Annotated in this window: 8 protein-coding genes and 1 pseudogene; 5 read left to right on the forward strand and 4 right to left on the reverse strand. The window is 64.6% G+C overall.

Annotated features, from left to right (window positions below; translation table 11 throughout):
• Window positions 1-530 precede the first annotated feature (530 nt).
• On the reverse strand, window positions 531-2,054 hold the full coding sequence (locus tag ACFWXC_RS49540) for a GMC family oxidoreductase (protein ID WP_384490286.1): 1,524 nt from the start codon (window positions 2,052-2,054) through the stop codon (window positions 531-533).
• 886 nt (window positions 2,055-2,940) lie between these two features.
• On the opposite strand from ACFWXC_RS49540, the gene ACFWXC_RS49545 reads away from it, so the two are divergent.
• Complete coding sequence (locus ACFWXC_RS49545; protein ID WP_384490288.1) at window positions 2,941-4,452, forward strand: GMC family oxidoreductase; 1,512 nt, start codon at window positions 2,941-2,943, stop codon at window positions 4,450-4,452.
• A gap of 426 nt (window positions 4,453-4,878) precedes the next feature.
• Here the strand turns inward: ACFWXC_RS49545 and ACFWXC_RS49550 are convergent, their stop codons facing one another.
• The gene (locus tag ACFWXC_RS49550; RefSeq protein ID WP_384490290.1) at window positions 4,879-6,060 is read right to left on the reverse strand and encodes a PucR family transcriptional regulator; all 1,182 of its coding nucleotides are present in this window, start codon (window positions 6,058-6,060) and stop codon (window positions 4,879-4,881) included.
• A gap of 234 nt (window positions 6,061-6,294) precedes the next feature.
• On the reverse strand, window positions 6,295-6,822 hold the full coding sequence (locus ACFWXC_RS49555) for a hypothetical protein (protein WP_384490292.1): 528 nt from the start codon (window positions 6,820-6,822) through the stop codon (window positions 6,295-6,297).
• 216 nt (window positions 6,823-7,038) lie between these two features.
• Here ACFWXC_RS49555 and ACFWXC_RS49560 point away from each other — a divergent pair, with 216 nt between their 5' ends.
• From ACFWXC_RS49560 to ACFWXC_RS49575, 4 genes and pseudogenes are all read left to right on the forward strand, one after another.
• On the forward strand, window positions 7,039-7,581 hold the full coding sequence (locus tag ACFWXC_RS49560; RefSeq protein ID WP_384490294.1) for a hypothetical protein: 543 nt from the start codon (window positions 7,039-7,041) through the stop codon (window positions 7,579-7,581).
• Window positions 7,582-7,667: 86 nt separating this feature from the next.
• On the forward strand, window positions 7,668-8,801 hold the full coding sequence (locus ACFWXC_RS49565; RefSeq protein ID WP_384490295.1) for a sensor histidine kinase: 1,134 nt from the start codon (window positions 7,668-7,670) through the stop codon (window positions 8,799-8,801).
• Between the two features lie 86 nt (window positions 8,802-8,887).
• Entirely contained in the window at window positions 8,888-9,523 is a 636-nt protein-coding gene (locus ACFWXC_RS49570) for a response regulator (RefSeq protein ID WP_384490303.1), read from the forward strand.
• A gap of 663 nt (window positions 9,524-10,186) precedes the next feature.
• A pseudogene (locus ACFWXC_RS49575) lies at window positions 10,187-10,416 on the forward strand (transposase family protein); the annotation flags it as partial.
• Window positions 10,417-10,486: 70 nt separating this feature from the next.
• Here ACFWXC_RS49575 and ACFWXC_RS49580 read toward each other — a convergent pair.
• On the reverse strand, window positions 10,487-11,572 hold the full coding sequence (locus ACFWXC_RS49580) for a hypothetical protein (protein WP_384490297.1): 1,086 nt from the start codon (window positions 11,570-11,572) through the stop codon (window positions 10,487-10,489).
• Window positions 11,573-12,313: the final 741 nt, after the last annotated feature.

Below are 12,313 nucleotides of genomic sequence, written 5' to 3' on the forward strand. Positions count from 1 at the left end.
ACTGAGAGACCTATGCAGACTCGTACACAGAGATGCGGCTCTCAGGCATCCGGTTCGTGTTTTAGTCGGTTGCCGATTGGGCGGCGAGGCTTGCGTTCGGAAGCGATCATGGCGTAGGGCACCGACACGCTTGATGAGACAGTCTAGACCGCACCAGAGGGGAAGCCTGGGGACGGGCAGCGTCGATTGCCTGAAGAGCGCTGGCGTGGTCATAGGTCGACAGGCAGGCTCCAGGCCAGACCTCGTTGGCAATGGTGCGCCATTTTCCTTGCGCTCCCAGCGTTTGGATCGACGGTGTCTCATGCGGCAGCCCCGGCGGAAGTCCGCCGGGGCTGCCGCATGCCTGCCGTGGCCAGGGTGACGATGGGCTCCCGCGGGCCGAGGTCCTACTCCGACTCGGCGGGGCGGGGCCAGATGCGGCCTATTGGTGCGTCGATCAGCCCTGGCGAGGGCTTCCGGGGTTCGGTTGCGGAAGCAGAGTTTGACGACCGCTTCTGAAGCCCGCCGCTGAGCGTGTATGAGTTGGTGACTCAGCGGCTGAGCGCCTGTCGGTAGATGTGCTCGGCGGTCATGATCGTGGTCAGGTTCGTCGCCGTGGAAGGCACTTCCGGGAAGATGGAGGCATCGATCACCCGGAGGTTGTTGACTCCGTGCACGGCGCCGAAGCCATCGACGACGGCCCACTGGTCGTTCACGCCGCCCATCGGGACGGTCGACGTGGGGTGCTGGTAGGACGCCAGGTTCTCGCGGATGATCCGGCTGAGGTCCGCGTCGGTCTGGATCTCCTCGCCCGGCATCATCTCGCCGGCAGCGACCGCGGCGAACGCCTCGTCGCGGGCGATCTGGCGGCTGAGCTTCACGCCTTCCAGCAGCCGGCTACGGTCGCGGGGCGTGGCCAGGAAGTTGTAGTCGATGACGGGCGCGTCCCTCGGGTCCGCGCTGCGCAGCTTCACCGAGCCGATGGACTCGGGGCGCACGACGGCGATGGCCAGCACGATTGCTCCGCCGGTCGGGCTGTAGCTCGGGTCGATCAGGTGGGTGGCCGAGATATGCAGGTCGAGTTCGTCCGCGTGTGCCTGGGAGGAGCCAGTCCAGACAATGGCACCGCCAGCGGGGGTCATGTCGCGCACCTCGGGCTTGAGTGCGTAGGCGTTGTAGTAGAAGGGGTGGTCCTGGAATCGCTGCCCGACGGGGAGGTCGGACACGACCTCGATGCCGTGGCGGGCCAGGTCCCCGGCGACACCTATGCCGGACCGCATCAGAATCGCGGCGCTGCCGTACGTACCTGCCGACAGGATGATCTCCCCGCCCTGGTAGACGGTTCCGCCGACGGTCTGAACACCTGTGGCCGTCTTGCCGGTGAACTGGAGCTTGTCCACCTCCACCCCGCCGAGGATGGTCAGGTTGGGACGCCGGCGAACGTCATCGGTCAGGTACGCGATCGCGCTGTTCTGGCGTACGCCGTCGATGATGTTGAACGGGTAGGCCGCAACACCGTTCTGCTTGTCGGCGTTCGGGTCGGTGATGCGTGCGAAACCCTGTCGATCCGCAGCGTTGATGAACGCCTTGAGGGAGGGCGTGAGCTCGTCGAAGGTCTGCTGGTGGATCGGGAACGGGCCGGTGCGGCCATGGAACACGTCCTCTCCGCCGGCCGTGTTCTCCAGGTAGCGGTAGGTCTTCAGCACCTCATCGAACGACCAGTTGGTCACACCACGTGACGTCCAACTGGCGAAGTCGTTGGCTCGTGCGCGCAGTGCTACAGCCGCGTTGACCGCGGAGCTGCCACCGAGCACCTTGCCGCGGGGGGCGGGGATCTCGCTGTCGTTCGCACCCACCTTGGCCGTGTAGCCCCAGTCGTGCTGCTCGTCGCCACCGACCCGGCCGGAGTTGAGCAGGACGTCGGGGTAGTCGCCACGTCCGTAAGCTTCACCTGCTTCGAGGAGCAGCACCGTCCGCGACGGGTCGTTGGACAGCCTGTTCGCCAGGACCGCCCCGGCTGATCCACCGCCGACGATCACCACATCGAACCGGGTGCCAGTTGCGTTGTCGCTCATTTTCGATCCTTCTTTCGTCTTCTTCGCACCTGTGGCGTCTTCGCCGCTACGGGGTGCGTCGCTCGCTTGTGATTCGCCGAGTGGCCGGCGCGCTCTGGCGCCCCACCGGCCTGGCCTCGGTCGGTCAAGCCGGCCGATCCTGTGCCACCAGGAAGATCCTTGATGGGGCCGAGACCGCGGTGTCATGGTCGAGTTCCTTTGCCGCTGCGGCTCCGGTGTGGTGCCGCTGACACCACTAAAGACCTCGCCCAGTCCCGGTGGGCTCGTGGAGCAGGCACGGTTCCGCCTAGGACTGGCAGTGCGACCTTCATCGGTGGAGGGGGAGGCATGAGCATGCTGGGGCTGTTCTCACAGACACCTGGTCTGTAGCGCGTCGCGTTCAAGTCCTGCGGGCAAGGCTTGGGCGCTGAGGCGCCCCATCCACAACTCAGCTGTGGTGTGCGGTGATTGAGGACGTATGACACTCGTCCGTGGGCGTCCCTGGCGTCGGCCCGTGTTGAGCCGTGCGTCGGCTGTCAGCAAGGCCTGCTTCCGGCACCGCATTGTGTGGCGGGGTGACTCCGCTCAGCCCGCGCCGCCACCGGAGGTGGGTCAGGTAGGCATACCGGCGTTGCTGACTCACCCAGCCGTATGTCGGACCTGCAAGTTGGGTGTCCGGACCGCCGTGCTGCTATCGACCTGTAGAGCCCTACGCCCCGTAAGCCATCGGCCGATACGTACGTGACTGGTAAACGCATTGAGTGACTAACGATGACACATAGTGGCATACTCACCCAATATTCGACGTTAGTGTTGAAAGATCGACAAATGTGTCGTACGGTAATGCGTGAAGCCTGAACATCAACCGTGTGGTTCCCGCGCGGCCGAACAGGGGAGTGTGTTTGCAGTGGGTGAGCAGAACTACGACGTCATCGTGGTGGGCGGCGGCTCCGCGGGAGCAGTCCTCGCGAATCGGCTGAGCGGGGACACCTCCCGGAAGGTGCTTCTGCTCGAAGCGGGTCGGGCATATGCCCCGAATGAGTACCCTGACGTGATTCGCAACAGCGGTCGTGTCGGCGGAGACGAAGACCATGACTGGGGTTACTCCGCCGCAACAGGCCAGGGGGGCAACCGAATCGCGGCGCCGCGAGGCAAGGTCCTCGGTGGCAGCTCCGGTGTCAACGCTGGTGTCGCTCTCCGCGCCCGTGCTTCCGACTTTGCGCGCTGGCGTGCCCACGGCCTCAAAGGCTGGACGGATTCCGAGGTACTGGAGGCCTACAAGCGGCTGGAGACTACTTCCGCCGGCGATGACAGCTGGCGTGGTCGCTCGGGTCCACTTCCCATCCGTCAAATGGGATATGAAGAACTGACTCCGTCACTCCAGGCCTTCATCGACGCGGCCGCGAGCGAAGGGTTCAAGCGCCTGACGGACGTGAATGGCGCTGAGCAGGACGGCGTCACGGCCTACCAGCTCAACGTACTGGCGGGAGTACGCCAGAACACTGGAATGGCCTACCTGACCGACGAGGTTCGCCGCCGTCGGAACCTGACTGTCCTTGGCGACACGGAGATCGACCGAGTGCTCGTCGACGGGGGTATCGCTCGGGGAGTCATGACGACCGATGGCACGGTGTTCACCGCAGGCGAGGTGGTCCTTTCCGCCGGAGCCTTCGGCAGCCCTGCCGTGCTGATGCGCTCTGGGGTCGGGCCGGCCGATCATTTGCGGGCGCTGGACATCCCAGTCGTATCCGATCTGCCGGTGGGCCTGCGCCTGCAGAACCAGCCTTTCTACTTCAACGTGTACGCCCTGCGTCCCGGCAAGCTCGCCATGACACCGCCCGGAGGAGCGCTGCTCTGGACCGGATCCAGCGAGGCGGGCAAGGACGAGCTCGACATCCACATCTCGGCGACTCACCTCATTGATCCGGCCTTCAGCCCGACTGGGGGTGCCGTCGTGCTTGCCGTGTCGATCGTTCGCCCAGACTCGATCGGTTCCCTCCGGCTCCGTAGCCGTGATCCCCGGGATGCTCCGGACATCGACTACCGATTCCTCGCGGAGCCTCGTGACCTGCGTCGAATGGTGGAAGCGGTCAGGCTCAGCCGGCGCATCGGAGGCAACGAACTGTTTGCCGAGGTGGCCCAGTCAGAACTTCTGCCGGGTGACACCGTGCACGACGATGCGACGCTCGAGCAGGTCATCCTCGAGAACCTGGGCTCGTACGAGCACCCGACCTCGACCGTGCCCATGGGCGGCGACAATGACGAATGGGCTGTTGTGGACAGCCTGGGTGCGGTCCGTGGGGTCAGAAACCTGCGGGTGGTGGATGCCTCAATCTTCCCGGAGGTCCCGTCCACCGCTACGAACCTGACGGCCATCATGGCGGCGGAGTACATCTTCCAGCAGGTATACGGCAAGTGACTCGCCGCATCGGATGTGGACGGGTGCGGAGTGCCCGTCCGAACCCGCCTGGCGAAGTGCCTGGTTCACCAGCCCCGGCGCACCATCAGAACAAGACCAGCCACTGGAGTTGCTTCGGTCTCTGTACCGACCTGCAGTTTCACCAGCACGAGGCACCTGCGAGAACACAGCCTGAGCAAGACACTGGTGGGCAGTCGGCCCCGAGCACCGGCCCCTTTCAGGGTGCCAGACACCGCCCCGACGCTACGCCTGAGTCGAAGCTCCTCGCGTCAGGTGTCCAGGCTGGATGCCGGTGTGCAGCTGAACAAGGTCCCGCGCAAGGCCTTCCGGCCAGACATTTGCGGTTGGCCCGCGCCCAGCTTCGGCCCTTGCTGCCGCCATGGGAGGAGGGGCTTCGCTTTAGCTGCGCAGCTTTGAGCGCAGAATTTAATGTGCGCCGGCCGCCTTGAGGGCCAAACTCTCCGTTCCGACGGCTCGACACACTCTGAGTGCGACGAGAAGTTCGGACCTTCGGCTTACAAAGTCCGGACCTAGCACTTCTGCTGCGAAGTTCAGCCGCTGCCTTACGGTATTCTCGTGGACGCCGAGTTCCGACGCTGTCGCGGTGCGCGATCCGGAAGAGAGCCAAGCAAGGAGCGTTTGCCGGATAGTCCGGGCGCGGGGACTGTGCTCCGCGAGCTCACCCAGCTCATCAATCGCGAAGGCGGCAGCAGCGGGCAGATCACGCAAAAACATGGCTTCGAGGGCGAACTCTTCGTAGTAGAGGAATAGCTTACTCTCGTCCAGTGCGTTCCGCAATTCTTCGACGTGCTTCGCTTGTCTGTGTGTACGTATGAATCCCGGAAGGCCTCGATGCGGTCGACCAACAGATATCCGGAGATCTGTCTGGCGGAGCTCCTTATGGAGCAGCGCGACTGTTTCACTCCCGATTTGAGCGTAATTGAACCAAGCGGCCAGTTGAGGAGTGTCGAGCATGACGACCAGGAAGGCGGCGGCACGGCTGGCGAGTTTTGCGGCGCGTAGTGCCTCGCTCGCCCCTACGTGGTCGGGTGCATCGACGAGGACGCCGATGTGCGTTCCCGAAATGCGGTAACCCAACGCCGTTTCGATGTCCGCAACGCGGCCGCACGGATTTCCGGTGAGGACGTCCGTCACAAGGTCCCGCCGGTACAGGACGCCGCGACTGTAAAGATCAGCGCGCATCTGCTCGTACGCCCCCTCCGCTCGCCTGGCACCGGATTCTGTGAAGTCGAAGACTGCACTCGTGAAGGCCCAAACATGGTCGCTCAAACTTTTTTCGTCCCTGGTGCCATGCGGGATCAGGTCGACCCAGTATCTCTTTGCCCACTGGTCAATCAACTGCCGCATGCCTATCCAGTAAGCATCTCGGATCGCGCTCAAAGGGAACCCGCACTCGGCCAGCCAACTGCCAAACTCTTCGGGGGATTTGGGGTCAGGTTTCTCGGCGAACGTATCAGGGTTGTTGGCGGCGGCTACGGTGACGACGTTCATCCGCACGAATCGAGTCATCTTGGCAAGGAAGGCTGCGTCATTTCGTCTCGCCGAAAACACTTCGAGGACGATGACGGTCGCAATGGCCTCTGTCATCTCATCGAGCCAAGCAGGTGGCGTCGAAATCTGCCTCCCCGAGGCCGGATCTCCGCTGTGGCCAGCATTGTTCATCTTTGGAAGTTCCCCACGGTCTTCGCTCTTTCGAGACCAGTAGCAGTGGCAGGGGTTATGTCCTGTTTTGGCGCTTTGCGGGTTTGCTGCGCCACAGCGTAAGAGGGCCAGGTACCAACATCTGGGATTTGTTGAGGTGCCCGTCGGTGCTATTGGTCATCAGCTGTGGACTGGCGCCGCTGCCGTTCGGTCGACGTGGATGGCGCGCGTGACCAATGCTGTGGTGCGTGTGAGCGTCATGGACACCGCCATGAGCACCAAGGAGTCGGTGATCGCGTCGGACGTGACGTGGTGAGCGATCATCCAGTGGCCCAGCTGTGACCGGAACCAGTGCTCAGAACCATAGGAGAAGGCCGCACGGGCACCAATCACTGCGATCCAGAGTGAGGCGTATCCCCAGCCGGCGCGGCTCACCGGACCGCCGGTTCGGTGGCTGCGATAGACGTGGGTGAGTCGCGACGCGCACAGGCCCGCAAGCAGGCCTGCGACAGTTCCTATGACCTCGAGGGTGAGGCCGTCGCCTTGAGTGCTGAGGTTCGTTGCGTAGAGAGGAACGATGGCACCCGCCAGCAGCAGGGGCCGCAGAATGCGAAAACGGCTGATCTTCCGGTGGGGACCCAGATCCGCCTCAAGGACGGCGAAGAGAACCAGAGCGTTGATCAGCATGGCTTGACTCAGGCTGGACATGATGTGGATTCCTTGGATCGAAGCGAGTTGTGGAACCCAGGCTCATCTCCGAAGTAGGGGTGGCGCGCCACAGCAGAGGTTGATGTGGAGGGTGAGAGGGCCCCGCGCCGCGGTACCACGGTTGCGCTCGCTGTCACCCCTCCAGTCACCTTCCAGGGTGACGTTTCCTGTGTGGCAACTGCTTAGCGTCGAGCGCAGTCGACAGGAGGAGGCGCCGTGAGTGCCTTGGAGATCTTGGCTGCGATCGCGATCGTGGTACTGGTCATCGGACGCCAACTGCGAGGTGAACTACTGCGCGGTAGACGGGTGGTACTGCTGCCCATGGTGCTGGTGGTCGTGGGATTCGTGCGCATCCGGGGGCATCATCCATCCCCTACGGCAGCCGATGTCGCCTGCCTGGCCGTCGGCGCTGTCCTGGCGGCCGGTATTGGTGTCGCGCAAGGGACGACGATGCGCCTGGAGCATCGCGATGGCGGGCTATGGGGACAGCTTCCCGTTCGAGGTCTGTGGCTGTGGGCCGCGCTGATCGTGTCCCGGGTCTTCGTGACCGTTGTTGCGGGTGCTGTCGGCGCACATGTCGCGGCCTCGACTACGTCAATCCTGTTGTTGTTGGGCGTCAACCGGCTCGGACAGGCCGCTGTTATCACTGTCCGTGCTCTGTCATCCGGTGTTCCGTTCGCTCCCGAGCGGAACGGACGGGTCTTCCTCAGCGGGCGGAGTGAAGGACGCCGGGCTTCTGGTAGGCACCTTCAGCCGTGAGCGATTCTCCGGGGCGACTCCATGGCATGCGATTGGGCGCTGGAAGGGCTGCCTATCATGCTTGTGTGCTTCGTACGATCTCCTGGATGATCCGAGCGGGCGCGTACGCGCTGGTCGGGGTGACGGTCCTTACTGAGCCTGGTATGCAGCCTGCCGTGCTTTCTGTCGCGATCACCGCGTACGGACTGGCTGGTGTGGCGATGCTTTTGTGGGAGGTCCTCAGGTGGCGCCTCGACCAAGCAACACCAATGCCGAGTATGGCCACGGCTCTTTTGCCCGGGGCCCTCGCGGTGATGACGGTGGCCTCGGGGGCGGCCTCGGTGCTCCCTCATGTCGGTCCGCTGCTGGCGCTGGCAGTGATCGCCACACTCCACGCCGGCAGTGACACGTCCTTGACGGCCGGTTGGGCCATTTTGGGAGCCGGCGTCCTGGCGATCGAGATCAGCGCGTTGATCGCCGGTGGGGGTGTCATCATCGTGCTCGGCTATCCGCTGCTGCTGATGGTGGGACTGTTGGTTGGGCACAACCGCCGCGCCTATCGGGTCAAGGCCGAACAGTCGGCGGCGCTCCTCTCTCAAGTTGAACAGCTGCGTGCCGAGCAGCGTAGGGTGGCCGTTCTTGATGAGCGCACGCGCATCGCGCGCGAGATCCATGACGTCCTTGCGCATTCACTTGGCGCTCTGGGCATCCAGATCCAGGCCGCACGCGCCTTGCTGACGGATCATCAAGATGTTCAGCGAGCGGTTGGCATGTTGGCCGTGGCGCAGCGGATCGCCACAGATGGGTTGAGCGAGACGCGCAGTGCCGTGCACGCCCTGCGGGCGGACCCATTGCCGCTCGAGGAGGAAATTGCGCAGATGGTCACTGACCACCGACAACGTCATGAAACGGCGGTTGAGCTATCGGTCGAGGGTGTCCCTCTGCCGTTGTCGGCAGAGAGCACGTTGGCCCTGATCCGGACCACGCGGGAATCGCTGACCAACGCCGCGAAACATGCCGGACACCGCCCGGTGGCCATTCGACTTCAGTACGAGAGTAATGGCGTGACGCTGTCCATCCGCAATCTGCTCGGCGATCATGCTGCGAGCTCAGCCTTTGCTACCTTGGACGGCGGTTATGGCCTTACGGGAATGCAGGAGCGCTTGCTGCTGCTCGGAGGCACGCTCACCGCGGAGACAGAGAATGGACAGTGGGTCGTGACAGCACGGGTGCCGCGGTGACGGGCTCCAGCGCCGAGACAGCGGGCAGCACAGGTCCGGACGCCGCCCAGCAGCACGTCCACGGGAGACAAGGACCCGCGGCGCCGCTGAGGGTGATCGTCGCCGATGACCAGGCCAGTGTCCGCGAAGGCCTGGTACTCATGCTCGACTTGCTGCCCGATATCGACGTGGTTGGCTCGGCGGGCAACGGAGAGGAAGCTCTTCAGCAGGTGACCCGCCATCGCCCGGACGCCATTCTGCTCGATCTGCACATGCCGGTGCTGGACGGAATCGAAACGACCCGGCGCCTGACCGCCGAACACCCCGAGGTGGCCATCGTCGTGCTCACCACTTACGCCGACGATCGATCTGTCCTGGAAACGCTCCGAGCCGGGGCACGCAGCTACCTCACGAAGGATGCCGACCGGCTTCACATCGCTCAGGCGCTGCACAGCGCTGTCGCCGGCCTCTCCGTTCTGCACCCGCAAGTCCAGGCGACGCTTCTTGCCGCCACAGGTGTACCGCATGCACCGGCCCCCCGAGATCTGCCTGATGGTCTTACGCGCAGGGAGACGGAGATTCTGGCCCTGCTGGCTGGTGGCCTGACCAATTCCGAGATCGCCGCCACGCTCTTCCTGAGCCACAACACGGTGAAAACACACATCAACCGAATCTTCTCCAAAACGGGCTCCCGAGATCGGGTTGCGGCGACTCAGTACGCTCAACGTCACGGTCTCAGCTGAGGACCTGAATCCCGGTCGAGGGTGGCGGCCACGGTGAAGCGCTGTCTTCGAGGCGGGGCGAACGCTGCCGTTCGCTCGGTGGGCGAACAGGCCGACTCCCGCGCCACGGGCAACGCTCCCTGGGCACCCCAGCGTCCGTCACCAACGTCACCGTATGAGCCTAGAAGCTGCCATATGCGATACCGGCTGCGCCGTGCGCGTGGCCTGCGATCGGCACGGGTGGGAAAGGGATGGGCGGCTCTTTCTTGTTGCCTCTAGTGTCAATATTCTGACGTATATGCCGATCTGGGTGAGAGATCGTGATGGCGGAAATTGTGAGGCCTGCACCGGCAAGGTTGATTCCGGGAGTATCTGCGCGTGATTGAGATCAGGTCATGCATGTCTGGCGGGTTTGGTCGACGCGTCACCGCCTGCCGGCGGCCGTCCTGGGCGGCACCGTGACTATCCGCATCTCCAGCCTTCTCGGGTTCTGGCTGGGAGGGTTTGGGCTTACGTGCCTCGACTGCAACTCAGCCAACAGGATGGTCCTGCTTCCGGAATGGGACCCCTGCACAGCAGTTCATGGCGGGTGGACTCAGTGGCTCCTTTCATGCCTTTCTCCGTCTCTGTGTCGGTGCACCGTTCCGATCGGATGCCCATGACCTCACCGTGCGTCGGCGACAGCCGGGCCGCGAGCACGACCTGACCGTGGCCCGCACCCGCCGGATTTCCGCATCTGCGAACGCCAGGACATCCCGGTCCTCGCCGACCGTGCATATATGGGAGCTGGCCCGTGGGTGACAACGCCCCGGACGCCCGCCGGGCTGTGACCTCACGCCAATCCAGCAATCGTTAACCGAGCGCCGTCCGCAGCACGGGCGTCAGTCGAGCGTGGCCTCGCACGACTGAAGTCGTGACGGATCGCCGGTTGGCCACTTTGCGCATCTCGATTTGCCGGAGGGCAGGCATCTGACCGCGTTTCTGTCACATGGTGGACAGACTCCACGCCCCGGCCGAGCGCACCTGGTAGTAGCCGCGGCCCGGCCACTGGAATGTGTGCTCTCCGGAACTGCCCTTGGCCACCGTCACCCGGTAGGCGAGCCGGTCGTCCAGAGCCTCCAACTGGATCACGCTCGGTCCCTGATACCGCAGAACACCCGGAACCGGCTCTCCCCGGTAGTGCACGACATCGGAGCCGGTGCCGTTGATCTCGTCGTGGAAGCGGGGGACTTCTCGCAGTGGTGCCGGGGCCGCCGTCCACGTCTCCCGGCCACCGGCGGCAAACACCCGGAAGGCGACTGCCCCCTTCGCCTCCGGCAGCGGAATCCGGGCGGTGACGGCGCTGCCGTCGCCTGCCAGCCGGTAAAGCCGTGAGGAGCGTCCCTTCCTGTCCTCGAAACGCAGGTCGACCGGGGCCCGCTCGTTCGTCGAGAAGACCATGAGGGCCGGCCGGTACGACGGCATCGCCAGCTGCTGCATCTGCTCGCCGCTGCTTCCCTTCCCGCTGACCCGCTCCTGGGGAACGCTCACCGGCGTCGTTCTCGGGAACTTGACCGTACGCGGCTGTGCGCCGGAGAACCTGCTGACCGGCTCAGGCCGCGGAGCGATCAGGCTCGGGCTCTCCGCCAGGCGCACCGCATCCGCCGAGCACACGGCGATGTCGCGGGCGATACCCCCGGGAGGCACCCACCTGACCTGCCGGACGGCCCGCCCGTGCCGGGCGTCGAAAAAGCACAGCGGCATGCGCTCGGGCAGCGGCCCGCCGGCGAGCAGGGCATCCAGACAGGCCAGCGCGTGCCTGCCCTCGTCCAGTGCGCGCAGGGCGTCGAGCGCGTCCGCCCGGTTCCGGCCACCGCCGAAGTCCCGCGTCGCCTGCTCATACGCATCGAGGGCACGCGCCAGCTCAGCATGCATCGCCTCTGTGGCACCGGGCTGGCCGGGATGGAAGGAATGAGCGTTCAGGGCCTCACCGAAAGCAGTGATCTCGGCCTCGATCGCGGCGAGCGCCGACTCGTCGCGTGTGCGCCACGACCACAGTCGGCGGAGCCTCCCGTCCCCTTCTCTACGCATGGCCGCCATCATGCCGCACCACCCGGCAGACACCGCCTGAGGACGGCATGGGCTTCACTCGGCCCGAATCTGCGCTCTGACGAACCGAAAGCGGCGACACAACCGAGCGGGTCAATACCGAGCGCCACCTCTCTAACCGAGGCACGCAACAGCCAACTGAATGGCTCACTCACAGGATGAAAGAGGCTCAGTCACTGCGTTGATGCCGTCATCTTCGCAGTCGCTGAACTGGACACGGCGGCCCGTTATATCCCGGCCGCCCTGGGCTGCGACGTCGGCGTGTGGATCTTCTACGACGCCGGCTCTGCGGTCATGGCCCTGGCCGGCCCCATGACTGTCCTCTATGCGCGTGGTGAGCCATACGTACATCGTGCACGCACGGTGATCGCCTTTACGCCTCTCGTCATCGCCATGTCTACGGCAGCGCTGCTTGCCTCGGGGTCGCGCTGGTGGCTGTTGATACTGCTCACGCTCATGGCAGGCGTTGCTACAGCGGCTACCGAAACTATGCGCACCCCGGTACCGGGACCGGCACTCCTGCTTGTCCCGGTGACCATCGTTGTCGGGATCCCCCTTCACCATCAGGAGAGCTGATCATCGCGTGGCGATGATGGGCATCGGGGGCGGGGTGGCACTGCTGGTGACACTACTGAACCTGAAAGCGTGATGTCGGTCCCGTTCGTCGGACATCGGGCCCTCCGAGCCGGTAGTCCAGTGCGGGTGAGGTATGCACAGGGCGGC

This window comes from Streptomyces sp. NPDC058683 (genome assembly GCF_042716195.1).
Lineage (GTDB): Bacteria > Actinomycetota > Actinomycetes > Streptomycetales > Streptomycetaceae > Streptomyces.

Excerpts from the sequence above, each read along its gene's own strand:
- ACFWXC_RS49540 (WP_384490286.1), bottom strand. The coding sequence starts at position 2,054 with ATGAGCGACAACGCAACTGGCACCCGGTTCGATGTGGTGATCGTCGGC.
- ACFWXC_RS49550 (WP_384490290.1), bottom strand. The coding sequence starts at position 6,060 with ATGACAGAGGCCATTGCGACCGTCATCGTCCTCGAAGTGTTTTCGGCG.
- ACFWXC_RS49555 (WP_384490292.1), bottom strand. The coding sequence starts at position 6,822 with ATGTCCAGCCTGAGTCAAGCCATGCTGATCAACGCTCTGGTTCTCTTC.
- ACFWXC_RS49565 (WP_384490295.1), top strand. The coding sequence starts at position 7,668 with ATGATCCGAGCGGGCGCGTACGCGCTGGTCGGGGTGACGGTCCTTACT.
- ACFWXC_RS49580 (WP_384490297.1), bottom strand. The coding sequence starts at position 11,572 with ATGCGTAGAGAAGGGGACGGGAGGCTCCGCCGACTGTGGTCGTGGCGC.